The organism is Bradyrhizobium sp. WYCCWR15520, from assembly GCF_056174665.1.
Window position 1 is genome coordinate 207,745 of record NZ_JBWBWM010000002.1, and the last position, 26,284, is coordinate 234,028.

Here is a 26,284-nt window from a genome sequence, read left to right on the forward strand (position 1 = left end):
CTGATCTTGAGGTGGAACGAGCTTAGCAAGCGCTGCGCGAACCAGCCCTAGCAAACAGCGGAGGCAAGAGCAAAGCGCCTTGACGGCTGATTTTGCGAGACGCCGCGAAGATAGTCGAGGTTAGGCGGGTGTCGCCGGTGTGGCACGCTTGCGCACACGAAGCACTAGCCCAAAGCATAGACCCAGAAAGGTATCGAACAGAAACAGCAGAATAACTGCGATGACGAAAAGGCCGATCCCGGTGAGATCGTGCAGAATTCCATCGAGCATGTCGGGCCCCAAGTAGTAAGCGATCAGGACCAACGCGAAAACGCGAAAGAAATTTGCAATGATGGTAATCGGTATGATCGCCGCGAGAAGGAGCAGGCTGCGAATTTTCTCCTGCCAGCGAAACGCATAGGCGTAAAAAACACCGATTGCGGACAATGCGAAAATCGAATTCATTCCGGAACAAGCATCTTTCACCAGGAGCTGATAGGTCCCGATCATGATCATGACGCCGTTCTGAGCAACCGGAAAACCTGTCGCATACAGGACATCGGTTACGACGTTCGAAATAAAGACCTTCAGCGGAACTGTAGCGGCGTCGACCAGCCAGTCGGGCATCGGCACGGCAAAGATCAGGAAGCCGATCGGAAACGCGAGTACACGCAAAACCGGCCATCCGACTGAAATCAGGACGCATCCAACGATGACGGGAATCAAGGAGAAAGTCTCGAAGGTGACCAGCCCCTGCTGGATACGAGCCAGATACAGGATGATCAGGCCGGCCAGGAGAGCAGCCCATCCCGTAACGGGAGCCGGAGAGATTTCAACGGCCTTCAGCTTCTCTCTCGATTGCCAGATCAACCAGAGCGAGCCCGCAATGATAAGCGGACCATGGCCTTCCTGCTCCGTCTGCCAGGGCCCATCGATCAGACTGAGAATGGTCCGGGCATAAGCGGCGATCACCGAGGCGCCAAGCAGCGCCGGCCATAGAAAAGGGCCGAGAAAACCTGCCTTCGCCGATGGTATTACTTGCGAATATGTCATTCAAATACCAACAGGTTCAAAACTTAGTTTACTGACAGCATTAAAGGAACAAGCCGCTTATCTCCGAGATATCAAAACCGCGTACCCAGCGCCAGCAAGTATCAAGATCAGCGCAAGATAGAACGACCCGGCATTTCCGACCTGGTTCGCAACGGCAAACACGATACCGGCCAGCATAAAGTGCAACAACGTCCGATTGTCTCGCTCGGTGAACAGGAAGAACGCGATCACCAGGGCCACGAAACAGGTAACCGTTAACACATCAAAAAAAGTTGTCATTTCACATCGATATCGCTTTGAGAAACTCTTAGGCTTGCAGTCAGATCCTGTGCTCAGTTTTTCTTGCTATCGCCGGGCTGCATGATCTTTGCGTAATCACCTTCATATTTTGCTTCGAGGCTCGCGGAATAGGCCGCAATTCCCACTTCGGCTTTAACGGCGTCCGCGCGCATCAACTGTCGCGCAAGAGTGGCTGCGGCTTCGCCCTCGAGCGGACGCGGCTCCTCGCCCTTGACCTTAAAGAACAACCCATTCTGGCCAGAGCGAACGAAGAATACGTCGTCCGCCTTCTTAGCCTCGATCAATCCGTAAAACTCCGGCGGCAAATCGCCGCTGTTCAGCGCACCCATTTGCCGACCGTGGGGGATGCCGGCGGCAGTAAGCTTTGCATCGATCTCGTCGAGCGACTTGGCCCCTTTGTTCGCTTCGACGAAGGACTGCGTGGACGGCCCTATCGGAAATGCGATCTGTTCAACGCTGAGCAGTTTTCTGCCGGCGAATTTCGCCGGGTTGTTGGCGATATACCTGTCGATATCGGTTTTGCCGGGCGCCTTGGCTGCCGCGGCTCGCTGCACGTATGCATTCTCGAGAACCTGTTCGCGTGATCTCAGAAGATCCAGCAGCACGCTCGGCTCGCGGTCGAGCTTCGCGGCCATTGCCTGGCGGAGCAAATATTTGCGAACGACCAGATCACCCAGAACTTTCTTGACGATCTCCGGCTCTTTTTGCTTGTCGGCCGGGACGTTTGCCCAACGAAACTCGTTCTCAAGATCCTGGGTTGTCACGACTTCCTCGCCGACACGCGCAACGACCTGTCCTTTGGAAGCGGCAGGCTGGTCGCTCTTCTTGCCGCAACCAGCCAAGGCGACCGCGCCGCAGGCGAGCAAAACAGTCAGCCGGGCGATCTTGATGGACATACCCTTCATCGAGGAACTCCGTGCATCTAATAGGTCGAGAAGCATATACAGCAGGCTGGCCGTGCCCTAATCTCGGTATGACTAAACAGCCAGCTGCCCTGGGTCGAGCCAATAACGCTTTTTCGCTGCGTTTTGCGTTATTTATGTTAATTTCATTAAGGGATCTAATTATCTCTTTCTTTTGACTGCAAATAGGTCCGTTGGAGTATATGCTCAAGCGCGGCTAATCCAATTAACTCTTGAAGATTTTGCATGGCCTCAATGAAATACCCTCGAATTCATATCATGTTGGCATGTATCGCAATCGTAGGCTGCGCGGTGCTTGCCAGCGTGCTGGCGCCCCGTCAACTGATGGCCCGCACATCAGCCTCCCCCAGCCTTGAAACCGTTATTCCCCGTCAGTTTGGAACCTGGAAGCTCGTTCCGGAAATCAGCCCGGTCCGCCCAGCGGATCCGGACGCATACGTTCAGCCGGACCCGCTCGCAGGAAAGATCTACAGCCAGGAAGTCGGTCGAGGCTATACCGACGGGCATGGCAATATCGTCATGCTGATGGTCGCGTATGGTCCGGTGCAGAACTACCGGCTGAAGTCCCATCGCCCGGAGATTTGCTATACCGCCAATGGCTTCCGGATCTCGGAAAAAGCGGATGCCGTGATCAGCTATCGCGATGGCGCGCAACCGATCAAGATGGCCCGGTTGATTGCGGCAAGGGAGTCGCGCTTCGAGCCGGTGACTTACTGGCTGCGGATCGGCAACGACATCGCCAACGGTGTCGTCGGTCATCAGCTGAGCCGGCTGAAGTATGGCTTGCGCGGAATCATTCCCGATGGTGCTCTGATCAGGGTCTCCACGATCGGCCTGCCGAAAGATGTATCGTTTAAGCTCCAGGACCAGTTTATCCGCGACCTTCTCGCCGCCATTCCGCCTCAAGAACTCAGGTTCTTTACCGGCGCGAGCTGATGGTCGCGGCGCGCAACCCCGGCAGGTGATTTTTGGCGTTCGCTCGACTTACTGCGAAGCTGCTGCGCGCACCATTATTCCATGGCGCACTTCTTCTGATGACGCTGTGGCAGCCGGCATGCGCACAAGGCGCTGACGATACGCTGTTGCCCTACGCGGTGAGCATCCATCAAACGCCGATGCAGAGCTGGGGACCAGGGGCCGGCATCTATCTCGGAAAAGGCCTGTTCATTACGGCAGCGCATGTCGCAGGCCGGAGCTGGCTGACGCGACCCAAAATCGCAATTGCCGGATCGGAATATCCCACCCGCGTCATCAAGGAGGGGAGTTTCGAAGGAACGGATCTCACGTTGCTGTCGGTCGAGGAAGAGCTTCTTCCGGCACGCTTGCGACTTCGGCGAAACTCGATTTGCACCGATCCGCCCAGTCCCGGACAACAGGTCGTGACGATTGTGCCGGGATCTGCCGTGCGCTCCCACATCCTCGCGCCCGATAGGCTGCCGATCGGAACCCGCGGCCGGTTCAGCACAGTCATCGCCGATGTGGCTCGCACCGGCAATTCCGGATCGGGAGTGTTCGATGTCAAACGCAAATGCCTGCTCGGCATAATGAGCCGGAAAATTTCGCAATCATATTCTCGACCTGGTACCAGAAAGACGGAAACACGTGATATTGCCAAATACTTTGTTCCGGCCTCAGAAATTGCGGCCTTCTTACCCGCCCATTTGCAGCTCTAGTCGCGCCTCTTTGGCCCTGTCGATCGATCGCTCGCGCGTCGGCGCTTTGGAGGAAGGGTCGAAGCTGGCATGACGAATGAACATTCAAAGCGGCGCGTGGCGCTGATCACCGGCGTTACCGGACAGGACGGCGCCTATCTCGCCGAATATCTGCTCGGGCTTGGTTATGAAGTCCACGGCATCAAGCGGCGGTCGTCCTCGTTCAATACCGCGCGCATCGACCACCTCTACCAAGACCCGCATTCGCGCAACGTGCCGTTCCTGCTGCATTACGGCGATATGACCGACTCGACCAACCTGATCCGGCTGATGCAGCAGATCAGGCCGACCGAGATCTACAACCTCGCCGCCCAGAGCCATGTCGGCGTCAGCTTTGAAAGCCCGGAATACACCGCCAACGCCGACGCCATCGGCGTGCTGCGGCTGCTGGAGGCTATCCGGATTCTCGGCATGGAGAAGCAGACGCGGTTCTATCAGGCCTCGACCTCAGAGCTCTACGGTCTGGTTCAGGAGGTGCCACAGAAGGAGACCACGCCGTTCTACCCGCGCTCGCCTTACGGCGTCGCCAAGCTGTACGGCTACTGGATCACGGTGAATTACCGCGAGGCCTATGGCATGTTTGCCTCGAACGGCATCCTGTTCAACCATGAGAGCCCGATCCGCGGCGAGACCTTTGTCACCCGCAAGATCACCCGCAGCGTCGCCCGCATCGAGGTCGGTCTCGAAGACACGCTCCATCTCGGCAACCTCGACGCCAAGCGCGACTGGGGCCATGCCCGGGATTATATCGACGGCATGCACAAAATATTGCAGGCGGACGCGGCGGACGACTTCGTGCTGGCGACTGGCGAGACCCGTTCGGTGCGCGAGTTCGTCGAGGTGGCGTTTGCAGAAGTCGGCCGCCGCATCGAATGGCGTGGCCAGCGCGTCCAGGAGACCGGCGTCGACGGCAAGTCCGGCAAGACCATCCTGCGCATCGATCCCGTCTATTTCCGGCCGACCGAAGTCGATCTTCTGGTCGGGGATGCCAGCAAGGCGCGGGACAAGCTCGGCTGGAAGCCCAGGACGTCCTTTGCCCAACTGGTCAAGGAAATGGTCGCGAGCGATCTCGAGGAAGCGCGGCGGGAGGTCGCCAATGGCAAGTCTGCCGTTTGAACTGGGGGGCAAGACGGTCTATGTCGCCGGCCATCGCGGCATGGTCGGCTCGGCGCTTGTGCGCCGGCTGGCACAGGAACATGTCGAACTCTTGACCGCGACCCGCAGCGAGGTCGATCTGCGCGATCAGGCCGCGGTCAACCAGTGGTTCGCCGCGAAGCGTCCGCAGGTGGTGTTTCTCGCAGCCGCCAAGGTCGGCGGCATCGTCGCCAACAACACGCTGCGCGCCGAATTCCTCTACGACAATCTGGCGATCGCCTCGAACGTGATCCATGCGGCGCACGTCCATGGCGCCGAGAAACTGATGTTCCTCGGCTCGTCCTGCATCTACCCCAAACTGGCGCCGCAGCCGCTGCGCGAGGACTCGATGCTGACGGGGCCGCTGGAGCCGACCAACGAGCCCTATGCGATTGCCAAGATCGCCGGCATCAAGATGGTGGAGGCCTATCGCACCCACTACGGCGCCGACTTCATCAATGTGATGCCGACCAATCTGTACGGCAGCGGCGACAATTATCACCCCGAATACAGCCACGTCGTCGCCGCGCTGATCCGTCGCTTCCACGAAGCCAAGGTGTCCGGTGCCAGGGAAGTCGTGGTCTGGGGCACCGGCACGCCGCGGCGCGAATTCCTCTATGTCGACGATCTCGCCGACGCCTGCATCCATTTGATGAAGACCTATTCGGACAACGAACTGGTCAATATCGGCACTGGCGAGGACATCACCATCGCCGAATTCGCTCGCGTGGTCGCGGCGACGGTCGGCTATACCGGCGAGATAAGTTTCGACACCGCGCGCCCGGACGGCACGCCGCGCAAACTGCTCGATGTCAGCCGGCTGGCTAAGCTCGGCTGGCGCGCCAGCACCGGGCTCGAGGAAGGCGTCCGGCTCGCCTATCAGGCGTTCCTGAACGAAAGACAACAATAGTCATTCCGAAAGACGCACAATCGAACCGAACCACGCCGTTTTCGGAGTCGCGATCGGATTTGAAATCAATAATAGCCGTAATACGAACCGGCCGTTTCGGTCGACTTATTCACAACGACGCGGATAACAGGCGTTCGTTGCAAATGCCTTTGGCATTCCTTGATATCGGAAACTGTCGTGTTTCCAATCCCCGCAACGAGCAACGCGGCATCTATTCGAGGCAGAATCGAAATCACATCATCGCCGAGCAGCATCGGCGGGAGATCGAAGATGATGATACGCGACCGGAAGTCTCGCTTGATGGTCTGCAGCATCGCTCCCATCGTCTGCGAAGCCATCCATTCCGAGGAATTCGACGAGACACCTCCGGGCAGCACCAGTATGTTGTTGGGGCCGACGCTTGCCTGCACAACAGATGATGAAAGCGGCGCACGTCCTTCAAGTACGTCGAGAACACCACCATTGCCGCTAATGCCCAGGTAATTTCCAACCGCCGGCCGGCGCAAATCGAGGTCGACGAGCAGCACTGACCGCTCCGGCAGCCGGGAAATACTCAACGCAAGATTGCAGGCGGTAACCGTCTTTCCGCACCCCGCCGTGGGCGAAGTCACGGCCAGGAATTGCCAGCTCTTCTTATCCATCTCCTGCAGCACCTGCGTGCGCAACATGTCGTAGTAACGGCCGCTCTGACCGGAAGTGCCGTGGGCCACTATTCGGTTGGCTTCGAGATGATCGGCGCGAAGACGGACTTCGTTGAACGGCGACTCGGCAGAGCGCTGCAGCGGCCCTTCAGCCGCGAGGGGAGATCCGCTCAAGGCTCCCGGACGGTACACTGTTTCGGCAGCTCGTGCGAGTTCGACAGCCTGCTTTATTGAATCCACTGCGCGACTCCGCAAATTATCGAAACAGCCCGACCCTGGCCTTGGCAATCATGAGGTCAAGGGGTGGAAGGAATAGGTAGGCGGCGACCAACAGTCCGATCACAGCCAGCGCAAACACTCCCAGAAAAACAAACATCCGTCGGCGCTTCGCACGTAATTCGGCTGCCGTCGAGATATAGGGAATTGAGACAATCAATCTGCCATCGACCACTGACAGAAGATCATTGCTTCTGCGGATTCCCTTATCCAGGATTTCGACCAGGAATGTCAGCCCTGCTCCGCCGAAAAACGCCGCCGCGAACGCCATCGCAAGGACTTTCAGCCGATTGGGCCTCACCGGCACTTGCGGAGCCGTCGGCTGCTCGATGATTTCGAGCTTCTCGGACTGCTGATCCCTTTCAAGGTTCTCGCCGAGCCGCGCGGCGGCCAATTTTGCGGAGGCGGCATCGAGGTTTTTCTGCAGACTCTCCTGCTGGGCGACCATGATCTCGAGACTGGCCGCCGTCGCAGCGTCGTTCGAAGGCGCCGGTGCCGAAGCCACCTTTTCGAGGGCTTCGATCTGTTTCTTCAGGGACTGAATCGCGGGGTGTCGCTCTGAATAAAGGGCGCCCTTTTGGATCAATTCAGCCTTCAGTTGGGTAAGCGTGGTCGGCTGGTCAGAGCCGGTTGACGACGCGGGCTTGCCTTGCGTGAGGCGCAACTGAGCGATCTTGACATCAAGCGCCGAGTTCTCGGCCTGAAGTCTCTGCACCTCTCGCGCCAGGAACTTCGTCGTGTCCGTAGCGCGGCTGGTTCGATCTCGAAGATCCTCGTTCAGGATCCGCGTCATCAACTCGTTGGCCACCTGGGCCGCCACCGCAGCATTGCCGTATTCGAATCCGACCGAGAAAACGATGGTGGGATTCTCCATCGAGGCGCGCGTCCGCTGCTTGAAGTCCAGTTGGAGGTCGACCGGCGCGATTTTCGTGTGCTTCTTGACTTCCGCGACGAGCTCGGTCGGCGACATCAGCGTGCGCTTGTCCGGGAACAGTTTGAATTTATCGGCGATCGCGATGAGATTATCTCGCGTCATCGTCCGCTGCTGAATGGCCTGGATTCGCTCCTGCGCAGCGCTGGTTACCGTAGGCCGGACCAGTTCGGATGGGATCTGCTGCGACTGAACGAGGATTCGTCCCTCGGAGAGATAGGTGGGTGGCCACAGCGAAGCCGCCGCGGCGCCCACAGCTAGGATCGTGACGAATGGCAGTACAAAATAGGCCCAGCGGCGCTTGAACAGTTCCCAGTAGAAGGCAGGCTGCAACAGATGACTGCGGTCCTCTTGCAGCGGCTGGAAATCGTCCTCAAATTCAACTTTCTGCAGCATGTCTCGTCCGAGCGTCTGTTTGCGAGCCTGCAAGGTTAACAGTGCCGCGGAATGATCGGCGCATCGCTCCGACGCGTGACCTTAGCATCGATCTTGCAGGGATTTAATGAATAGTTGTTCAGCAAAGGGACTTTTAAAATTCAATCTTAATGGTTCCAACGGCTGCCACGTCGGCGAGTTTACGTAGATCGGAGAAATGGGTCGAGAGTAGCAGGGGGAATCCTGCAAATTGCGCTATAAGAGGTCTGTGGCCGGGCTAAGGAAGTTCAATGTACGAGGCATTTTATCAGCTGCGGGAGAAACCTTTTTCAATTCTTCCCGACCCCGACCTGATTTACTGGGGCAAGATGCATTCCATGGCGTTCACGATGCTGGAGTTCGGCGTCATGAACAACGCCGGCTTCACTGTCATTACAGGTGAGATCGGTTCCGGCAAGACTACCTTGGTCAGGCATCTGCTCAAGAAGGTCAGCCCGGCTATCACCATCGGCCTGATCTCCAATTCCCCTCAGGGCCGCCAAGAATTGCTGCAATGGATCCTGATGTCGCTCGGGCAATCGTTCGAAGGGGATTATCCAAATCTTTTCAAGAAGTTGCAAGATTTTCTTTATGGCCAATTCGCCAACGGAAGACGGACCATATTGATCATCGACGAGGCGCAGAATCTCGAGCCGGAGGCGCTCGAACATTTGCGCATGATTTCCAATATCAACGCGGACAAGTTCCAGATTTTGCAGTTGATTTTGGTTGGCCAGCCCCAGCTGCGCGACCTCCTGCTGGCGCCGAAGCTGCATCAATTCGCACAGCGGATTTCCTCTGATTTCCATCTGCGCCCGCTCGATGATCGGGAGGTCGCCAATTATATCGCGTTCCGGCTCCAGGCGGTGGGCGCCCGCCGTCCCCTCTTCACCCAGGAAGCCTGTTCGCAGATCGCCTCCGCAAGCGGAGGCATACCCCGCATGATTAATGTTTTGTGCGACACGGCGCTGGTCTACGGCTTTGCCAACGACCAGCGGGTTATTTCGGATCACATCGTGCGGGACGTTATTGCAGACAAGCAACAGTACAGTATTTTTCCGGTTAAAAAGTTCTCGCGGGTTCCCTAAGTCCTTGTATCCTATTAGTTTCCCCGTGGCTAAATAATGGCCGCGTCTTCGGGAGAGAATCCCTTCACGACGGCCTAAATGTCTTTGTTTACGGGCTTTTCTGCCGATGGTTAGGGGGAATGACATGCGAATCCTGCTGGTACTGCTTTTTGTTGCCTTCCTGACCCCGGGGGCAAACGCGCAGACCCTGAAATCAGGCGACAGCCTGAGCATTACGGTCCTGCAGGACCCGAAGCTTGACCGGACGGTCGTTGTCGACCCCTCCGGTGAAATCGCATTTCCCCTCGCCGGCCATATCCGAGCACGCGGCCTCACGCCATTGGCGCTCGAAAACGTTCTCAAGAACAAGCTGAAGAACAACTACAAGGACGAGAACCTCGACGTTACGGTCGCCGTCATAGCCGCGCCCAAGGAGATCCCCGAGGACGACCTCAAGCCGAAGGTTTTCATCACCGGTGAGATCATCAAGCCGGGCTCTTATGTCGTCAGACAGAAGACGACCCTGATGCAGGCGATTGCCCTTGCCGGCGGCATCGGCCCCTTTGCTGCGAAGAATCGCATCCAGGTGAGACGCAAGGGTCCCGGCGGTGACGAAACAATTTTCATGTTCAACTACCGGGCTTACGAAGCTGGTGACGATTTGGAAGGTAACATCACCTTGCGGGCCGGCGACGTCATCATGGTTCCGGAACGACGCTTGTTTGAGTGACCTGACGTTCGGCGGGGGCAACGTGAAGAGAGCTGCCATAGCAGTCTCGGTGTGCTTTGGCATGGCGCCGTCCGTGGCATTTGCGTTCGACTGGTCGATAAAGGCCAGCGAGACGGAAACGGTCGAACTGAACAGCAATCAGTTCTTGCGCCCCTCCCCCGCAGGCTCGGTGGGTTCCTACACGACGCTCAGTGCTGACGCACAAGCGCGTACTCCGACTACCAAGTTCAATTTCATGGGCGACGGCACCTACAAGAAGTATTGGGGCCCGGGCGCTGCCGGAACCGCATCGGAATTCTTGAGCTATGGATTCAAGGCGCGATACGAGGTGCAGGAAAAGACCAGATTCGACCGGGAGTATGTCGAGGCAAGCTGGAGACAGCAGAGTACCGCTCTCGCACTCCTGAACGATCTTGGCGTCATAGTGCCGACGTCAGGCAGTATTGATCGGCTTACGGCTACCGGCGGAATCGACCGCTCGATTTCCGCAATCGACACCGTGTCCCTGTTCGCCACGTCCACCCGCACGAGTTACGAGCCATCGAGCAGCGGCACACCCTTTACGGACACACTTGCGCGCGGCAATTGGCGTCGCTCGCTAAGTTCGGTCACAGCAATCAACCTGTCCTCCGAATATGAACTGCTCGAATATGGCAACGCATTCAACACCCAGATCCAGATTTTTCGTGAGCAGGCCTGGTTCGACGCCACTTTGTCGGCGGTGCTTTCCTTTCGCGCCAATGCCGGCGTCGCCTATCTGGTGACCGACCGAGGCGTCTCGAGTTCTGCATTCGGGGGCACGGTGTCTGCCACTCCCGTATCGAGCTCGGCAGCCGACTGGATCGGCGACGCTGTCCTGACCTATCGAATGCTGAAGAGCACGACCTTGTCCGTTATCGCCAGCCAGTCGGTTGGCCCGAGCGTCGTCGGCTCTCTGTTCAAGCGGGATTCGATCACGGCATCGCTGAGCCACAGCATCAATTCACGATCAACCCTCTCACTTTCAGCGAGCGGCAACCGGCAGATCTCGACCACAACGACAGATTACGCTTCAGCGTCGGCGACCTACAGCTACAGTCTGACCCGGGAATGGCTGGCGTCGCTCACCTACCGTTACCAGCATCGGTTTGCCAGCACCGGTACCGCCGTTCTCGATCCGGTTACCGGCACGCCAACGGTTTCCGGCACCGGGCCTGCGAATTCCCACAGCCTGATGTTTGTCGCGACGCACAGCTGGACTATACTGCCTTCCGGCAACTAACCCGCGTTCATTTCATCGCGGAACGGATGCTGTCCTTGAGCGGCGTCCCGTCCGGCTCCAGGGAAAACGCAGTCTTGAACTTCTCGGACGCCTTTTCATTTTGCCCCGCAGCCGCGTAGCTCATGCCGAGATGATAGTGGATCGCCGCAAGGTTCGGCATCGCCCCGGCAGCCGCCTCGAGCGTGGCGATCGCTCCCTTGAAATCGCCGCGCTTGTACTGGGCCCATCCCCACGTATCCTGGAACTGAGGCGCGTTGGAGCTCTTCAGCTTTTCCGACAGCTCGAATGCACGGTCGAGACTTGCCTTGTCGCTCCGATTGTCCAGCAGCAGGCTGGCGAGATTATTGATCGCCACTGCTGAATTCGGCTGATCCTGCAGAAGCGTTTCGTACTGAGATATTGCGGCGTCGTTGTCCCCCCGCAAAATCTGCAAGCCTGCCAGGGACAGGCGTAAAGCTGCATTGCCAGGCAACTCGGCGAGGCCAGCCTTGAGCGCCTTGGCCGCTGCATCATAGTCCTTGCCTTGAACGTAGAACTCGGTCAAAGCGGTGTATCCTGCCGGCTCTTTCGGCTGCTGTGCGACTGCATTCTTGAAGCTTTGCAGCGCCTCATCGGTCTTTTTTTCGGCCAGTTTCGCTTGGCCAAGAAACACGAGTAGTTGGGCGTTGGCCGGGAATTTGTCGCTCATCACCTGCAGCAGCGCCGAAGCCTTGTCAGGCTTGCCCTGTTTCACATAGGCCGACGCAAGCGCAAGCGCCGGCTGCGGTGCACCGGGCGCTGCCTTGTGCGCGGCCTCTAGCGCTGCGATGCTTTCCTCGATCTTGTTCTGGCCCGCGAGCGCTGCCGCGCGGATTTGCTCAGCAACCACGCGGCCTTCCTCGACGCGTCCGATAGCGTCCGCGACTGCCAACGCTCCCGACCAATTCTGCCGGCTTAACTTGACCTGCCCGAGCGCCGACCAAATCTGGAGATTGCCGGAATTGCGGCTGGCAGCTTCCGTCAGAATCTCTTCAGCGCGCGCTGCGTCCCCCTTGCGCTGCAGGAATCCGACGTACCGGAGGACGACATCGGGATTGAAATTGGATGATTTCAGCGCGTCGGCATATTGACGATCAGCCAACTCACCCTTCCCGCTGCGTTCATACGCCACTGCCATCAACGACAGCAGCTCAACCAACTTCGGCTGATCGTTGAGTGCTTCGCGCAAATCGGAAATAGCACTGTCGAACTGGCCTTTATCTATGCTCATGGCGGCCCGCAACCGCAACGCGCCGGCGTTTCGGCGATCCTTCGAGAGAATGTCCGCGATCAAGGGCTCCGCTGCCGTCTTGTTGCCTTTGGCGACATGGATCTCCGCAAGCTTGACCTGGGCGGTGAGCTTCTTGTCGGAGGCGGCTGCCGTGTTGGCCAGCTTCTGCAAAGCCTGAACGGCGTCGTCCGTCCGATTTTGCGCAACGTTAAGATCGGCCAATGCGACCTGGTAATCAAAGTCATCGCCCGCGGCCTTGATCCGCGCTTCCAGCTCGGTTCTGCCGGCATCCGCGCCTTTCGTAGCGATCAAGAAGCGAACAAGGTCGAGCCCGACCTTGCTATCGGTCGGATTGGCCTCGGCCCTCGCCCGGAACTCCTTTTCCGCCTCGACAAATTTTCGCTGCGCAATGAGAAATTGCAGAAGCTGAGCCTGATAAGTCGCCTCTTGAGGATTCTGCGCGATCAGCTTGCGCAGCAACTCTTCCGCCGTCGCCAGATCCTTCTTGCGTGCATAAGTATCGATCTTCTGCAGCGTAAGGCGCGTTTCGTCCTTGCCGGCGGGGACTGAATCCAGAAGCTTCAGTGCGCCATCCAGATCGCCATCTGCGACTTTTTTCGACGCAAGCAAAGAGATCGCATCGACGTTTGCCGGATCGATCTCATAGGCGCGCTGGGCTTCACGGATCGCACCAGGATTGTCGTTGGTTCTCAGGAGAATAATCGCCCGCAAAGCATGGAGTTCCGCATTCGGCTTGTCGCCCTCGTTCGCAGCATCGACGACCCGGAGCGCGGCCTCGGCGGCTCCTCCGCTCACCATAATTCGCGCAAGCCTTAATCTTGCATTCAGATCGCTCGGGTCCAGTTCGACGATACGGCGCAAATCCAGGAAGAGTGAGGTTGACTTTGTCCGCTCGTCGACGCCTGCGAGCGCCCGCCAGACTTCGACCTTGTCGCTCTTGTACTTGACGGCTTTCAGCAGTTCCTTGCGCGCCCCGAGGTCGTCCTTCTTTTCAATGAGAGCCATTCCGCTCTCATAGTAACCTTGCGCACGTTCTTCGGGCGATCCGCAGCCCGCTAAGAACGTCACGAGCAGGAGTGCAAGTCCGCGGCGAACTTGAAAAGTCTGACCAACTGGCTGCTTCATCTCTGGCCCTGGATTAGTGTCATGCGGCCGAAAGGCGACCGGATAATCGTCTGTTGCCTCCGCTATCACACTTCCTGTGATAGGAGGAATTCGAATCTGTTCAGTCGGAATATTCGTCGCATGCCGGAGGACGCGCCCGTGAACAGCAGTTTCTGTCCCCGGCTGGCCAATTGCTTTCGCACCATCAGGAACAACCCGAAGAACCTTGCGTCGACATACTGCGTATTCGAAACGTCGACGATCAATCGTTTGCCACTGTCGAGCGCGTCGCGGAGCTGTTCGATCGCGCCGTCAACGTGTGTGGCCACTGCTGCCCCCGACAGAACAAGGGTCACGGAACCGTGATCTTCGGTCCTTACGATCGACAGCCTGTTCAAGTTTCGCGTCCGCCGCTCACTCAGCATCAGGGGCAGCACGCTAGTAACCAACATCGCGAGCAAGGCTTTCCCGTCGCTCCAGTAACGCCGCCAGAGATATGGTTCTTCCTTGATGCGCCATAGCCACTCGAAACCGGTGCTGCGGAGCATTGGCGGCGCCCGCCGAACGGCTCCGGCTTCGAAATTGATGGTGGCGCCGAACTGGGCGCGCACGGGCGGGCTCAGCCGCCAATGGTTACGCAGCAGCCAGGCCTGGGCCTTCTCCGCACCGAAAAACACTGCAATTAAATCCGCGTTACTGGTATTTATTTCGTCGATTATTTTCGACGAGCTCATCTCTTCGATCGTACCGAAACCGGGGTTGAGCACGCCGACGCATTCCAGGCCGCCCCGCTCGGCGTTCAGCCTGGCGCCGACCGCAGCCGCCAGCCCCTCGGCTCCGCCCAACAGGAAGACCCGCAGGCGCCGGCCTACCCCATTGGCTGATTTGAGCCGGCCGAACAGATCGCTGCCGGCAACTCTCTCATGGATCGGAATGCGTAGCAGTTTGGCGATCCAGATCAGCGGCATGCCGTCCGCAAGACACAGATCGCTCAGCAGCATGGACTCGCGGAAGGTGTCGTTGATCTGACTCTTGACAAGAAAATTAACGTTGGGCGTCGAAATCAGAAATGGCGAGCCGGCATTCGTTGCAAGCTCCATCGCGCGCAGCAGCGAAGGAAAATCGAGCGCGTCCACGGGAATGCCGAGGAGGCCAAATATATTGCGGGAAAGGTCGTCTGGAGATACGCACGCCGATCGCGGATCCGCAGATTGATCGGCAAAGTCGGAAGAGGCTGGAGGGGCGCGCAACGTATTTAACATAAAAGCTCCACGAACTTCAAATCTTTGCCCGGCGCACAGCGGGTGGGCTATCCTATAATTAACGAATAGTAAGCGATCTACTACGAAAATCTTGCTTAGTGAAATCGATTTAATATACGTGATTAATACCCATCCCCGAATGAAATATCAATTGCAAGAGGATGGATAGGCAGACGCCCCGGAGATCGCGGTAGCCGATGGAGATGGTTGCGCGCATCGAGAACCGGGCGCTTCCAACGCGGCGAGCTGTCGGCTATTTGGTTAAATTCCAGGACAGGTGCACACAGGTGGATCAGGCGACCAAAGAGATCAGCGCGGATGTTCCCGACTGGACGCGGGAACATCCGCGGCAGTTCTGGGACCCCGGCCGCAAGCTGCTTCTGACGGTCCGGCGCTACCAGTTCTGGCGGGCACGCGGCGGCCTTTTCGGCACGCTTTGCTGCAAGGTTATCGCCTTGCGCCATCGCTTCTGGAGTGTGGTGACGGGGGCCGAGATACCGCTCACCTGCCAGATCGGCGGCGGGCTGCTGGTCCCCCACCCCAACGGAATCGTCATTCACCCGGACGCCAAAATCGGGGTGAACTGCCTGATTTTCCACCAGGTCACACTTGGCAGCCGCGGCCGCAGCGGGGTTCCCGAAATTGCCGGCCATGTCGACATCGGCGCCGGCGCCAAGATCCTTGGGCCGGTCAAAATCGGCGCACATGCGCGAATCGGGGCGAACGCCGTCGTGATTGCCGACGTTGCGGCATACGGGGTGGCGAGGGGCTACCCCGGAGGAATTCACCACGCTTAGCAATAGTGCCTTCGCTTCGCCCTGTTCGTGATACCTAGGCTCCGGTCGAACTGCCGCCCGCTGACGCCCGCCCGGCAAACAAGTTGCCACTGCCAGTCGTGTTTCCGGATCGAATTTGATGAAATTACCGGCGTCCCAGGCCGCCGCGGAATTGAGATGTTAAGAGATTCCACTTTGCAGAGCGAGAGCATTAGCCACAAAGCCAGCACAGTGCCTGGAAGGTTCGGCGTTGTCGTCATCGGGCGCAATGAGGGCCAGCGGCTGATCACCTGCCTGCACTCCGTCCGGGCCGCAGCGGCGGTGGTTTACGTCGACTCCAACTCCACGGATGGATCGGTGCAGGCGGCGCGCGAACTGGGCGCCGATGTCGTCGAACTCGATCTCAACATCCCCTTCACCGCGGCGCGCGCGCGCAACGCCGGCTTTGCCCGCCTGCTGACGATTGCTCCCGATCTGCCTTATGTTCAGTTCGTCGACGGCGACTGCGAACTTGCCGCCGGATGGCCTGAGGCCGCAATCGCATTTCTCGATCGCCAGGCCGATGCCGCCGCCGTATGCGGCAGGCTCCGCGAGCGACATCCCGATCGATCGGTCTACAACTGGCTGTGCGACAAAGAGTGGGACCGTCCCACCGGCGAGGTCCGCACCTTTGCCGGCAATGTCATGATCCGCGCCGCGGCGCTGAGGGGCGTGGCCGGTTATCGGGAGGACGTGATAGCCGGCGAGGAGGAAGAGTTGTCCGTTCGGCTTCGTCAGGCGAACTGGCGGCTCTGGCGGCTCACCGACGAGATGGCTTTGCACGACGCCGCGATGCTGCATTTTTCACAATGGTGGAAGCGGTCTTCGAGAGCCGGATATGCATTCGCACAAGGCGCCTATCTGCATGGAGCGTTGCCGGAACGCTTTGGGGTACGAGAATCGTGCCGCGCGCTCGTATGGGGCTTCGCCGTGCCCGTAATCTGCGTCATATCAGCAGTCATTTTCTATCCGATGGGATTGATGGCTTGGTTGATCTTTCCCGTGCAGCTTTGCCGCCTTGCGATGAAAAATCCCGGAAAATTCGACGATCGAATCAAGCTTTCATCTTTCCAGGTCGCCGCTCGTTTCCCCGAATTGGTCGGGACGCTCAAATTCTATCGTGATCATCTTCATGGCAGGCAGCCTAGAATCATCGAATATAAATGAGAAAATAGATTCCGGCCGCGAGAAACGTCCTCGCGAGAAACGTCCTGTGGGTATTGGCGGCGGCGGCAACGTCGGCTAATTTGCAGCTTTGGAGGTGTTGACCGTTGAACAAAGAACATCTTGTTCCACAACTATTGCTGCGCCCCTGGCCTTTTCCGCGCGGTGCAGGTCGTATCGTCGACAAGTTTTTTAGTGGACTGCATTTTCGCACAAACGAGGCTACCGTGCAGACCACGGATGGCTTCGCGATGACCGTCAATCCAAACGAATTGATTGGACGGCATATTTACCTGACCGGAGAATTCGACCGCACTATTATCGAGATCCTCTGCAATTTTTCACAACCGAACGATGTTTTACTCGATGTGGGGGCCAACATCGGGTATGTAAGCGCTTGCTTTTTGAAGAACGTGCAAGGATCGAAAGCGATTGCCGTGGAGCCTCAAGAGGGCGTCCTTAAGCTCTTGCGCGCTAACCTGCCTCCCGACCGATCAACTATTGTCCCATGCGCCCTGTCGGACACGGACGGCGAAGTATGGTTTCAAACCAGCAAAACAAACAACGGCGCTGGCCGAATAGTCGCCGCCGGCGGTCAAGACGCCATCCGTATTCGAACGCAATCGGCCGACCGGCTGTTCGCCCACACTTCGATTTCGAGAATTGACCTAGTTAAGATTGATGCAGAAGGACACGAAAAGACGATCATAGAGTCGTGTCTCTCGCATTTCGATCGGTTGCATCCTCGCGCGATTTTGTTTGAGGACTCGGCCCATGATGCTCCACAAATCAGTGCGATGCTAACGCAAATCGGATACAAGACATTCGGGATCGAAAAATCTCTTATGTCCCTCGCACTGACGGAAAACAAGCGCGCGCACGACTACATCGCCGTCTCTACCAAGCGAGAAATTCCAGGCCGCGCTCGTAGTTTATACGGACTTTAGGCCCCGAACCTCAACGACGTGACTGGGTCTCCGAGTCGAATATTCGGCGACCTCATCCGTCGCTGAAACCCTAATCCATGGCCTACGCCGCCCACCTCACCACAGCGGACAGTCAGCACGCAATCCCACCAGCTTCACCGACCGTCCGCTGCTCCCCCGCGCCACTAGGCATGCAGAACCCCGAGACTCTCACCGCTTCTGGATGAACGTTCAGTGGCAGGTCAGTTACGATCAGCGTCGCCCTCACCAGTGCCGCGACCTGAAAGGCAGAACGCCGGCGCACTTTATTCAAGCTGCTCTGTGCACCAAACTCACATCCGGACCTCGCCCACCAAGCTTTTCCTTGGCGACTAATCCGAACTACTACTCATGTCTCGTGCATCGGCACTTTCGACGAGTGCGGTTCGGCTTCAATTGTCAGTTACCGCATACCAACATTTCGGAAGCGGGTAATCTTCATTCGCTTGAACGCTTTTTCTATCCAAGGGATGTGGAAACTCGGTAGAGCCTTGCTTGTTCGATATCCTGTCTTTTCTCAGAAACGTGAACTCCAAAATAGGCGGGATCTCAAATCCCTGACATCTAATTGGCGGGAAGCAATTGTTCGGATGGATGTGAACTACTTCGAAGTTTTTCAGAAGTTTGGTGAAGGTGAGATTGATCAACTCAAATCCTGCCTTGTCGCATAACTGCCCCAATCCATGAAATTCAATAACTAAAATCCTGAATTTTTTAAAGACTTCAACGCTAGTATCGAAGATAACACCGTACTCGGCACCTTCAATATCCATTTGTAGAATGAGATCAGTCTTGTTCGGAGCTTTTCGATTAACCCAATTCTCCAGCGTAATGAACACGCCATCTTCGATGGGGCCGAGATACTTCTTCTCGAAATCAATTAGCTCATGCTTGAAAGGCGGCTCCTCGACCGAATAGTCAGCCAGGAAGCATTTGATGCCTCTGCTCACAAGATCCTGTTCAAAATCTGCTATAACGGAGACCCCCGGCGAGAAGCAAATTTCCACGTTTTCCAAATCATCGGGCACCAAATAACCCCCGTCGGACTGCCCTCCAACGCGGATGAGATCACGGTTCGTCCTGACAGGCTTGACTGTCTTGAAAAATTCTTTCAGGCGAGGACTCTCCGTGGTTCGCCCAATGCGTATGTTGTTCGCTAATAAGAGCGTCTTCAATCGATCTTTCATTATTTTAGCAAGCGAGTCCATGGGTGATCCTCTGACGCGCACGGCTCATCTACACTGAACGCGTTATCCGTACTGAATTTTTTTTCACGTTGTCGAGACGCAAAGGGATCCGCCGGATTGACAGATCAGAGTGCGATTAGGCGTAACTGACCTGCAACAATGTGGCGGACGCTTTGCAAACCTAACTATGTGCAGATAGCCGCGACATTATTCTCGTGATGGACCTGTTAGCAAGACTGGGCCTAAGGCGACACACCCTACCGTCATCCAAATTGATACGCGCAAGAAGCGAAAACCCACTGTCCATATACAACACGGCGCTGCACCTTCGCATGAGCTCCAGTTCTATGAACATATCGTGAGTTATTCTCTCGGAAATAGTTCCGCCCTTGATGCTGTCCTGCTCGCCGTACTGTACGGCGTCGGCACGAAACTGATGTAAGGGGCCAGCACCATCATCGAGGAGCTGTTTGGGCCGAGCCACGACGGATGGGAGGGCTTCGCGCATGACGTCGACAACGTGCGCCGCATCGCAGAACAGTATTGGGACGGCCTCTCGGAGTCCGGTTCTATGGGTAAGGTTCCGAAATTGCGAGGCAACTTCGCTGCAAAAACGTCGCTCGGCCCGTGCTTGACTTGGTGTGCCAACCAACGACGGCGGCATATTGTCAGAAAATGCTCCAAATAGACCGGGCGTGTGCATGTTACTGCGAGCGTTCATGGCGAGCTGACGGATCAGAGCGATCGGACCTAGCCAATACGCGGCACGAGCGCCAACGTTTTCTCCATTGCCGTGACGAATGTGAATGGCGATTGCTGGTGCAGTGCCGACATGATCATCCCAAAACTCCTTCGCCTCGGCGCGAATGGAATCGACGGGTTGTAGTTCATCCAACAACTCGCGAACTGCTTGACGGGGTGGCGGGGGCTCAACCCATTGATTCAGGACGATCGTAGGCTCGGCTGGATCTTCGTCAGATGTCACCATGTGATTGACCGCGGCGATCTCACCGGCTGAATGTTTTACATGATGAGGGGTGGCAAGGATCGACGCCGTCCACTTGTCAGGCCAATAGGGCGCCGGATAGAGGAGTGACTGTACGCTGTCGTCAGCGACAACGTCGACACCCGCGAACTTCTGACGGGGTTCGAAATATTGATAAAAACAGTTGCGGTGCATGGTCGGATCGGGATTGAACCGCGATCCTCTCCAATCCACAACGAGCGTTCTTGCTGTTCGTTTGGCGAGCCACCATGCACCTACAAGACATGACAGGTGGTCTCCAATCCCCCCAAAGCAATGGCGCGCAACCACGTAACGAGTGGACATTTGCCTATCCCAAACTTAGGTGATTTGCCAAACGCAGCGCCAGAAGGACAATCGTGAGTGTAGGATTCGTGCCGCCGCCCGTTGGAAAAACCGAACTTCCTATAAGATAAAGATTTTCAGTCCCATGTACCCTGCAGTCCTCATTGACAACACCAAATTGGGGCTTTGACGACATCCGTGCCGTACCCATCTGATGGGCGTGGCCGCCAATTTCAATTTCCAGGTCTTGATTAAGGATGAAGCGAGCTAACTGCACACGAGCTCTATCAAGCCGCGCCATTTCTTGCGCGGCTTTCATCGCCAGAGTCCTTATTGTTCGCCTATCCTGATCGTTGAACTCCCAATCCAACTCCACGCTGCGCAAGCCCAGTTTATCAACCTCTCGCGACAACTTTACGCGGCTGGATGGATTCGGAGATTGTTCGATCAGAGAGCTAACCACGCCATCCCCGGCGCAATCAAAATCGACTACCTCCCGCGCGATCTTTGTAAGACTGGGATGAAGGCAACTCGTTTCGCGAAGAAACTGTTTAAGTACACGTAACCTGCCAGAACTTTGCGGCGATGAATTTCGCTCAAAGTGAACAATTCCGTTGCCGATGCTATTTTGTTGCAGGAAGGCGTCGGTTGGCGTGAGTGAGATATCCCTGCGGAAAAAGCCGGGAGCTGTGACTAAGAACCGTCCGATTGGAACGTTCAAATGCTCCATAAAACAACGTCCGACCATTCCGGTTCGGTTGCCAACACCTTCCAAGGTCTGCTTGTTGGCATTTAACAGCAGCCGCGCAGTTTCGATTGCTCCAAGCGCCAAAACATAGCGGCCTGCCGATACTGTTGTTTCCTGACCAGCGAAATTACGAACCGAGAGACCTGTAACCAATGTTTGAGCGCCGTTAAGCTGTATGTCGACGAGATTTGCGTTATAGAAAAAGTCCACGCGCTCCGATTGACTTAGCTCGGCCTCATACTTTTCCGCAAACCTTGTGGGCGGGCTTAGCGCATACCCGCTCTGAACAAAGGCTGTAGATCGGAATTCCGGATCTTCGTATGGAGACAGATCACTGTCGATGATATCCAAAATTTCTTTCGCCTCGTCGAGCCCCGCGAGAACTTGCTCTCTTGAGATGGGCCAACCAGGCATTCCAAAGTAAGGTCGGTCTTCAAAATCGATCGGATCAAAAACGCCACACCGGCCGGTCCAATGATTCGACGTGCCGCCGAAATACCTTAGCCGCCCGCTTTGAACGTGCCAATATTGCCGACCAATGCTTCTTCCGCGGTAAAGATCTTGAGATGCTTCGCTGTACGAAAGATCACCGCCCTCAAGAAGAAGGACCCGCTTGCCGCTTGCCGCTAGTTTTCTTGCCGTAGTGATGCCGGCGGGCCCCGTTCCGCAGATACAGACGTCATATGGACCAGCGGCACCTACTCTTGTCCACGCCTCATTAAAATCAAAAATCATGCATTGAAAAATCCTGTTGATATCGAGTGTCCTTGTCGGTCAGAACCCAACCGTTGACAACGACGAATCCCTCGTCGCAATTTTGAGCTTCTCCTAACGCCTTAGATCCAGCGAGGATTGAGCCCGACATTACCAAGGAACCCACTGCAATAAGCTTTCGAATAAACGCGCGACGAGTCTGACCCAATACATTAGAGGGTGTCATTACAATAACTCCCGACACTTCATTCGGGTGATCTGGAAGCCTTTCGTTCATTTGCGGAAAAGAAGGCGCCGGGGTTTAAACGGGGACATGGTTACCTACGTATGATCCCGTCATATTACCCTGTCGAACAACTTCAACGCAAGATTCCATCAGTCGAGGGATTTCTTGAGCCGATTATCGTTAATGCTCTCGATTGCGAAGGCTGGACTTCACCTGCAAAATTGCAATTCCGGCAATCCAAGGCCCGCATATCGCGCGTTTCCGTTAGCTGACCGACTCCCACATTACACGGCAGCAGAGAAGTGGAATGCTGCCGTATTACGCTCATCTACTTGGTTTGAAGAAGTGCGTCCCACGACTTGAATTTAGGCGCATAGTTATCGCCAGTGCTCAGTCCCCACTGATTCAATCCAGGAATCAATAGCCACGAAGCACTTCGTGAATGTGGTTGGATCATGAACTGAGATAACTGATCCTGTACGAGAAGACCAAATGCCGGGCTCATCTTATAAGCGGTGAGGAGGTTAGCTATCTTGCCCGACGGCCCACCATACGAAGACGAAATCCCCAAGGTCGTGCAGGTTTGTATTGAAGGGTACCAGCTTTCATGGCCGCCTTCATAACACTCGACAAATTTATTAAAGGTTGTGGCGACGGCTTCCCAAGCTGGATAAATCCCCTTCCCGTTAGCTCCGCTGTTCAGGGCGAGCAAGGTCTGCGCACCCTTGGTCCCATTACTCAGCGTTCCAGCCCGAATGTCGTTGTCCAGAAACGCTAACGCCGACGCCATTTTCGATGGCACAGCACTCGCATAATCGTCGGCCGCAGCGAGCAGACCCGCAATATTCGTTGCACCATTCGACACATAATTTACGTCAAAATTAGTGCACTGCGCGCCGGAGTAGTACGTCGCGTAAGACAGCACGTCGCAATAATCAATTGGCCGATTGGGCGCAACGTTGTAATTGGGGTAACCAGTCTTGGCATAGACTGGATATGAAGCCCCATTCAGATCGGCACCTTGCATCCTATAAAGGCTTGTGCCCGCGGTCGGGCCAAACGCCTGAAATGCCATCACCCGCTTTAGTTCAGCAAGGGAGCGGGGCGACCAGGTCGAAGTGACAATCCCCATAATTTGCCGAACGCGCAGTCCGTACCAGCCGTAGGCTTGTCGATTATTGTCGGCAGGGAAACCGAGCGCCGCTCCTTTCGCAAATGCCCATCTAGTTGCAGGAAATCCGTTGTTCCAGATCTCGTTTCCGTATTCAAAATATGCGCTTGCTCCCAAGCGAAGATTATCGCGTACCATTGCCGTGAGGGACTTTACTGAAGCGTCATCCATATATCCTGAAAAATTGCACCAATAATTGGCATTCACCCTGTTGGCAAAAGCGATCTGCAACTCATAGGGGATACAGGGCGTTTGGCCATCGGGCTGCCACATGAACGCTTTGAGAACCGCGTCATAGGTCAAGGTTGCAAGCGAGTTGGCGGTAATTTTCCCAATGGGCATAGGCTGGCCAGTGGCTCCACCTGTTCCCAACAGTAGCCGCACAGGGCCCCTAGCCCCGGAATTGATCGTAACATTCGTAGCCGTGTTAGCTTGCGCGAACTGAAGGTGGATCATCTCTCCATCGACATACGTCTTGGCTGCATCCGGAGGAGCTGAGCAGGTGTACTCATTGATCCCTGACGTTGATCCCGCCCAAGCGCCTGGTACCCATCGTTGGCTGCTGATGTTGATGCTAGTCCGCCATGGAGCGACGTATCTTAGCTGAGAAACGTTTCCGAAGTTCGGGTTTGTCCACCCCATGGGACGCACTATGCTGGGAGCCAGTTGCTGATAGGTACTGATGTAATCGTCAGCGAACATCTCTTCAGGTGTCGTTCCGCGATCGATCGCTAACTCGTCCGAGAGCTTACACAGCACGACGTTTGACATCCCGGAGAATTTCTCTCCCGCTACAAACGAGAAAGAAACCGAGCCAGGAACGGAAGACACGAACGTAAACACCACGCGCGGGTTGGTTCCCACGACCTTCAAATTGAAGCCAGTGCCGCCCGCGACAAAATTTCCACCAGATACAATAGAGAAGCCAGGTGAACCTCGACCAAGCTGAATGGTCCCCGTACCATTCCACTTCAACACCATTTGGTCAGAAACGGTGAAGTTGGATGGAAATTTTACCGTTCCGTAGACGTTATTGGTCGGAGTAGCGGTCGGGTAACCGTTAACGTCGAGAATGGCCGGATAGGCATAGCCTGGCGTCGATTGAAGACTCCCCAAAGTAAGCGCCAGGTTTTTGAAAATCCCGGGCTCCACGGCCGCTCCTATTACGAGATTCTTCCTTCCAGTAGGAACCACCGGCGCTACCAACGGACGCGTCAGCGCCAGCGCTCCAGAGGAAGAAAGGATGCCAGCCGCCGATGCTGAAGCCAAAAAGTGCCGTCGAGAAATATTCACAGGTAACCTCGCTTCACGTTGGTTGGTTCAAATCCACTACTGAAAGCACGCGCTCGGTCGCGCCGCTGACTGTCCAAAGGAGGTCATAGATCCCTTAACTCTGGCGGACTCGGCCAATCCTGTATGGCTTACCTTTCCAAGTGGTTGATTAAATGGAACCCGGTTGGAACACCGTTATCGTGCAGTAAAATAACCCGAGGAAATGATATATGAAGGTCCGATTTTTTCCAGTAATTCCGACGATAACGCAACTCTTGCTGCTGTCCGAGAATTATCTGCTTGGCGGTCGATAATAGAAGCTTAGGAACCATTTACATTCAATTTCACGGCGGCGAAATGCCAGCATTCAAGCAAGCGCCTCAAGACAGTAAATCTTGCGCTAAGGGTCGTAACCCCACCTTTAGTAGTTCGCAGCGAACGGTAGCTAAAATTTAGAAACGACGGAATGATAGATGGAGCTGATCTCTCTTGCCTTTGCCTCCCAGGTAAATTCCTTGATAACCTTCTGTCTGGCAGCGGATCCCAATCGATTGAGGGTATCCGGAGCACTGATGATCGCTCGCATCGCGCCTCTAAATCCCTCCACCAGGCTAATTTCATCAACGAAAGGAACTCGAATACCAGTTGCCTCATCAACCAGCTCAGAGGGCCCTCCGTAGTCGGCAACGACCGGCGTAACGCCGAGTGCCATTGCTTCGAGGACCACACCTCCCCCAAATTCTCTAATACTGGGAAACACCAGAAAATCACAGGCGCTCAGCCTCTTCTGCACTTCTTGCTGAGACAGCCACCCGTGAAATTGAACACTTCTTTCGACGCCCAGCTTCTTCACTTTTGCGATCAAGAAATCCTTTTGTGGTCCGTCACCGATGATCTGCAGTTGCAAGGAGCCCGCGCGCAAAAACTCCACGGCAGCTTCAATGGCAATATCGGCTCCTTTGTATGGCACTAGCCGTCCTACAAATGCTGCCTGGATTGGCGACGCCTTCTGCGAAATTCTGGGGCTATTGAAAAGCTCCAGATCGACAGCGTTCTCGGGAATGTAAATACACTTTTCACGCGCCCAACGGGGCATTTCCTGCTGAGTAAACTTCGAACCGACGATGATCGCGGAGCAATTTTGACGCGTTGATCGGTAGCCCGGCATTAGCTTATACAAACCCCTGACGTGAGACAGCCACTCGTGCTCGGCATGTTGCCGATGCGTAAAGCCTTTCGGCCATGGTACTCCTCCGTTCAATGGACCAAGAACAAAAGGAATATTGAGACGAGCCAGACGATTTGCGATCAGGCTGGGGCTGGTCGGGCTGAGCGGCGTGATCCGGTGAACTAAATCAAACTCTCTCGCGACCAGTTGCTTCTCAAAGAGCTTCCACAATTCTTGTTCGAACGAGTAATAGGAGAATACTGAAAAGGCGGAAATCGTAGTCCATCCCTTGCCCACTCCGCCGCGCAATTTGGCTGCAAGTGTAATCAGCCGTGATGCTATGTATTCATTATCGATTGCGGTGAAGTCCTGGCCCTCGATCAATCCATGGCGCAGCAAGGCATCCCTATTGCGAATTTGAGTAACCAGATGAACGTCTGCATGTTTTGACAGCGCGCGCGAGAGGTTCCAGCCGATGAGCGGAACGCTAGTCCACTCAGGGTTTGCAGCCTCCGCAATCAGCAGGACCCGCAACTTCCTCTCTGGATTCACCTTCGCCTGATTCCTCAATTCACACT

General features: G+C 56.0%; 23 protein-coding genes and 1 pseudogene. 11 read left to right on the plus strand and 13 right to left on the minus strand.

Going from position 1 to position 26,284, the window contains the following annotated elements; genetic code table 11:
* Positions 1-120 precede the first annotated feature (120 nt).
* The 3 genes from xrtV to AC0QUY_RS02955 are packed head-to-tail and all read right to left on the minus strand — an operon-like array spanning position 121 to position 2,228.
* Positions 121-1,032, minus strand: a complete 912-nt coding sequence (xrtV, locus tag AC0QUY_RS02945) for an exosortase V (protein ID WP_475385679.1) — start codon at positions 1,030-1,032, stop codon at positions 121-123.
* Between the two features lie 57 nt (positions 1,033-1,089).
* Positions 1,090-1,311 carry an XrtV sorting system accessory protein gene (locus tag AC0QUY_RS02950; RefSeq protein WP_475385680.1) on the minus strand — a complete coding sequence of 74 codons (222 nt, stop codon included), beginning with the start codon at positions 1,309-1,311 and terminating at the stop codon, positions 1,090-1,092.
* 53 nt (positions 1,312-1,364) lie between these two features.
* The gene (locus tag AC0QUY_RS02955) at positions 1,365-2,228 is read right to left on the minus strand and encodes a hypothetical protein (RefSeq protein ID WP_475385681.1); all 864 of its coding nucleotides are present in this window, start codon (positions 2,226-2,228) and stop codon (positions 1,365-1,367) included.
* Positions 2,229-2,480: 252 nt separating this feature from the next.
* Between AC0QUY_RS02955 and epsI the strand changes: the two genes are divergently transcribed.
* The 4 genes from epsI to fcl all read left to right on the plus strand — a co-directional run bounded on the left by epsI (position 2,481) and on the right by fcl (position 6,011).
* Entirely contained in the window at positions 2,481-3,191 is a 711-nt protein-coding gene (gene epsI / locus AC0QUY_RS02960) for an exosortase-associated protein EpsI, V-type (protein ID WP_475385682.1), read from the plus strand.
* Positions 3,192-3,223: 32 nt separating this feature from the next.
* On the plus strand, positions 3,224-3,928 hold the full coding sequence (locus tag AC0QUY_RS02965) for a serine protease family protein (protein ID WP_475385683.1): 705 nt from the start codon (positions 3,224-3,226) through the stop codon (positions 3,926-3,928).
* Between the two features lie 69 nt (positions 3,929-3,997).
* Complete coding sequence (gene gmd / locus AC0QUY_RS02970; protein ID WP_475385684.1) at positions 3,998-5,083, plus strand: GDP-mannose 4,6-dehydratase; 1,086 nt, start codon at positions 3,998-4,000, stop codon at positions 5,081-5,083.
* Positions 5,064-6,011, plus strand: coding sequence for a GDP-L-fucose synthase (gene fcl / locus AC0QUY_RS02975; protein WP_475385685.1), 948 nt, complete (start codon positions 5,064-5,066; stop codon positions 6,009-6,011). Before gmd ends, fcl begins: the two co-directional genes overlap by 20 nt.
* 65 nt (positions 6,012-6,076) lie before the next feature.
* Here the strand turns inward: fcl and AC0QUY_RS02980 are convergent, their stop codons facing one another.
* Both AC0QUY_RS02980 and AC0QUY_RS02985 read right to left on the minus strand, forming a co-directional pair.
* Entirely contained in the window at positions 6,077-6,892 is an 816-nt protein-coding gene (locus tag AC0QUY_RS02980) for a CpsD/CapB family tyrosine-protein kinase (RefSeq protein WP_475385686.1), read from the minus strand.
* Between the two features lie 16 nt (positions 6,893-6,908).
* The gene (locus tag AC0QUY_RS02985) at positions 6,909-8,255 is read right to left on the minus strand and encodes a GumC domain-containing protein (protein ID WP_475385687.1); all 1,347 of its coding nucleotides are present in this window, start codon (positions 8,253-8,255) and stop codon (positions 6,909-6,911) included.
* 269 nt (positions 8,256-8,524) lie between these two features.
* Here AC0QUY_RS02985 and AC0QUY_RS02990 point away from each other — a divergent pair, with 269 nt between their 5' ends.
* The 3 genes from AC0QUY_RS02990 to AC0QUY_RS03000 all read left to right on the plus strand — a co-directional run bounded on the left by AC0QUY_RS02990 (position 8,525) and on the right by AC0QUY_RS03000 (position 11,331).
* Positions 8,525-9,361, plus strand: coding sequence for an ExeA family protein (locus tag AC0QUY_RS02990; protein WP_475385688.1), 837 nt, complete (start codon positions 8,525-8,527; stop codon positions 9,359-9,361).
* Positions 9,362-9,485: 124 nt separating this feature from the next.
* Positions 9,486-10,070 (plus strand): polysaccharide biosynthesis/export family protein, encoded by a 585-nt coding sequence (locus AC0QUY_RS02995; protein ID WP_475385689.1) that lies wholly within the window; start codon positions 9,486-9,488, stop codon positions 10,068-10,070.
* A complete protein-coding gene (locus AC0QUY_RS03000; protein WP_475385690.1) occupies positions 10,063-11,331 on the plus strand; it encodes a hypothetical protein in 1,269 nt (422 codons plus the stop codon). Before AC0QUY_RS02995 ends, AC0QUY_RS03000 begins: the two co-directional genes overlap by 8 nt.
* A gap of 7 nt (positions 11,332-11,338) precedes the next feature.
* Here the strand turns inward: AC0QUY_RS03000 and AC0QUY_RS03005 are convergent, their stop codons facing one another.
* Positions 11,339-12,751 (minus strand): tetratricopeptide repeat protein, encoded by a 1,413-nt coding sequence (locus AC0QUY_RS03005; RefSeq protein WP_475385802.1) that lies wholly within the window; start codon positions 12,749-12,751, stop codon positions 11,339-11,341.
* Between AC0QUY_RS03005 and AC0QUY_RS03010 the strand changes: the two genes are divergently transcribed.
* Positions 12,677-13,150, plus strand: coding sequence for a hypothetical protein (locus AC0QUY_RS03010; protein ID WP_475385809.1), 474 nt, complete (start codon positions 12,677-12,679; stop codon positions 13,148-13,150). The two genes, AC0QUY_RS03005 and AC0QUY_RS03010, sit on opposite strands and share 75 nt — an antisense overlap.
* A 45-nt stretch (positions 13,151-13,195) precedes the next feature.
* On the opposite strand, the pseudogene AC0QUY_RS03015 reads toward AC0QUY_RS03010, so the two are convergent.
* Both AC0QUY_RS03015 and AC0QUY_RS03020 read right to left on the minus strand, forming a co-directional pair.
* Positions 13,196-13,726, minus strand: a pseudogene (locus AC0QUY_RS03015) (tetratricopeptide repeat protein); the annotation flags it as partial.
* A gap of 65 nt (positions 13,727-13,791) precedes the next feature.
* Entirely contained in the window at positions 13,792-14,841 is a 1,050-nt protein-coding gene (locus AC0QUY_RS03020) for a WecB/TagA/CpsF family glycosyltransferase (protein ID WP_475385691.1), read from the minus strand.
* Positions 14,842-15,164: 323 nt separating this feature from the next.
* On the opposite strand from AC0QUY_RS03020, the gene AC0QUY_RS03025 reads away from it, so the two are divergent.
* From AC0QUY_RS03025 to AC0QUY_RS03035, 3 genes are all read left to right on the plus strand, one after another.
* Positions 15,165-15,764, plus strand: a complete 600-nt coding sequence (locus tag AC0QUY_RS03025) for a serine acetyltransferase (RefSeq protein WP_475385692.1) — start codon at positions 15,165-15,167, stop codon at positions 15,762-15,764.
* Positions 15,765-15,974: 210 nt separating this feature from the next.
* A complete protein-coding gene (locus tag AC0QUY_RS03030) occupies positions 15,975-16,949 on the plus strand; it encodes a glycosyltransferase family 2 protein (RefSeq protein ID WP_475385693.1) in 975 nt (324 codons plus the stop codon).
* A 104-nt stretch (positions 16,950-17,053) separates the two neighbouring features.
* Positions 17,054-17,893, plus strand: a complete 840-nt coding sequence (locus tag AC0QUY_RS03035) for an FkbM family methyltransferase (RefSeq protein WP_475385694.1) — start codon at positions 17,054-17,056, stop codon at positions 17,891-17,893.
* Positions 17,894-18,303: 410 nt separating this feature from the next.
* On the opposite strand, the gene AC0QUY_RS03040 is transcribed toward AC0QUY_RS03035, so the two are convergent.
* The 5 genes from AC0QUY_RS03040 to AC0QUY_RS03060 form a co-directional block, all read right to left on the minus strand.
* A complete protein-coding gene (locus AC0QUY_RS03040) occupies positions 18,304-19,119 on the minus strand; it encodes an FkbM family methyltransferase (RefSeq protein WP_475385695.1) in 816 nt (271 codons plus the stop codon).
* A 160-nt stretch (positions 19,120-19,279) separates the two neighbouring features.
* Positions 19,280-20,428 carry a nodulation protein NodZ gene (locus AC0QUY_RS03045; RefSeq protein ID WP_475385696.1) on the minus strand — a complete coding sequence of 383 codons (1,149 nt, stop codon included), beginning with the start codon at positions 20,426-20,428 and terminating at the stop codon, positions 19,280-19,282.
* A gap of 4 nt (positions 20,429-20,432) precedes the next feature.
* Positions 20,433-21,890 carry an FAD-dependent oxidoreductase gene (locus AC0QUY_RS03050; protein ID WP_475385697.1) on the minus strand — a complete coding sequence of 486 codons (1,458 nt, stop codon included), beginning with the start codon at positions 21,888-21,890 and terminating at the stop codon, positions 20,433-20,435.
* 533 nt (positions 21,891-22,423) lie between these two features.
* Positions 22,424-24,559, minus strand: a complete 2,136-nt coding sequence (locus tag AC0QUY_RS03055) for a hypothetical protein (RefSeq protein ID WP_475385698.1) — start codon at positions 24,557-24,559, stop codon at positions 22,424-22,426.
* A gap of 424 nt (positions 24,560-24,983) precedes the next feature.
* Complete coding sequence (locus AC0QUY_RS03060; protein WP_475385699.1) at positions 24,984-26,276, minus strand: glycosyltransferase family 4 protein; 1,293 nt, start codon at positions 26,274-26,276, stop codon at positions 24,984-24,986.
* Positions 26,277-26,284: the final 8 nt, after the last annotated feature.

What these genes read in the sequence shown, in the direction of transcription:
- xrtV (WP_475385679.1), bottom strand. Translation starts at nt 1,032, where the DNA reads ATGACATATTCGCAAGTAATACCATCGGCGAAGGCAGGTTTTCTCGGC.
- AC0QUY_RS02950 (WP_475385680.1), bottom strand. Translation starts at nt 1,311, where the DNA reads ATGACAACTTTTTTTGATGTGTTAACGGTTACCTGTTTCGTGGCCCTG.
- AC0QUY_RS02955 (WP_475385681.1), bottom strand. Translation starts at nt 2,228, where the DNA reads ATGTCCATCAAGATCGCCCGGCTGACTGTTTTGCTCGCCTGCGGCGCG.
- epsI (WP_475385682.1), top strand. Translation starts at nt 2,481, where the DNA reads ATGGCCTCAATGAAATACCCTCGAATTCATATCATGTTGGCATGTATC.
- gmd (WP_475385684.1), top strand. Translation starts at nt 3,998, where the DNA reads ATGACGAATGAACATTCAAAGCGGCGCGTGGCGCTGATCACCGGCGTT.
- fcl (WP_475385685.1), top strand. Translation starts at nt 5,064, where the DNA reads ATGGCAAGTCTGCCGTTTGAACTGGGGGGCAAGACGGTCTATGTCGCC.
- AC0QUY_RS02985 (WP_475385687.1), bottom strand. Translation starts at nt 8,255, where the DNA reads ATGCTGCAGAAAGTTGAATTTGAGGACGATTTCCAGCCGCTGCAAGAG.
- AC0QUY_RS02990 (WP_475385688.1), top strand. Translation starts at nt 8,525, where the DNA reads ATGTACGAGGCATTTTATCAGCTGCGGGAGAAACCTTTTTCAATTCTT.
- AC0QUY_RS02995 (WP_475385689.1), top strand. Translation starts at nt 9,486, where the DNA reads ATGCGAATCCTGCTGGTACTGCTTTTTGTTGCCTTCCTGACCCCGGGG.
- AC0QUY_RS03010 (WP_475385809.1), top strand. Translation starts at nt 12,677, where the DNA reads ATGGATCTCCGCAAGCTTGACCTGGGCGGTGAGCTTCTTGTCGGAGGC.
- AC0QUY_RS03025 (WP_475385692.1), top strand. Translation starts at nt 15,165, where the DNA reads ATGGAGATGGTTGCGCGCATCGAGAACCGGGCGCTTCCAACGCGGCGA.
- AC0QUY_RS03040 (WP_475385695.1), bottom strand. Translation starts at nt 19,119, where the DNA reads ATGGACTCGCTTGCTAAAATAATGAAAGATCGATTGAAGACGCTCTTA.
- AC0QUY_RS03045 (WP_475385696.1), bottom strand. Translation starts at nt 20,428, where the DNA reads ATGTCCACTCGTTACGTGGTTGCGCGCCATTGCTTTGGGGGGATTGGA.
- AC0QUY_RS03050 (WP_475385697.1), bottom strand. Translation starts at nt 21,890, where the DNA reads ATGATTTTTGATTTTAATGAGGCGTGGACAAGAGTAGGTGCCGCTGGT.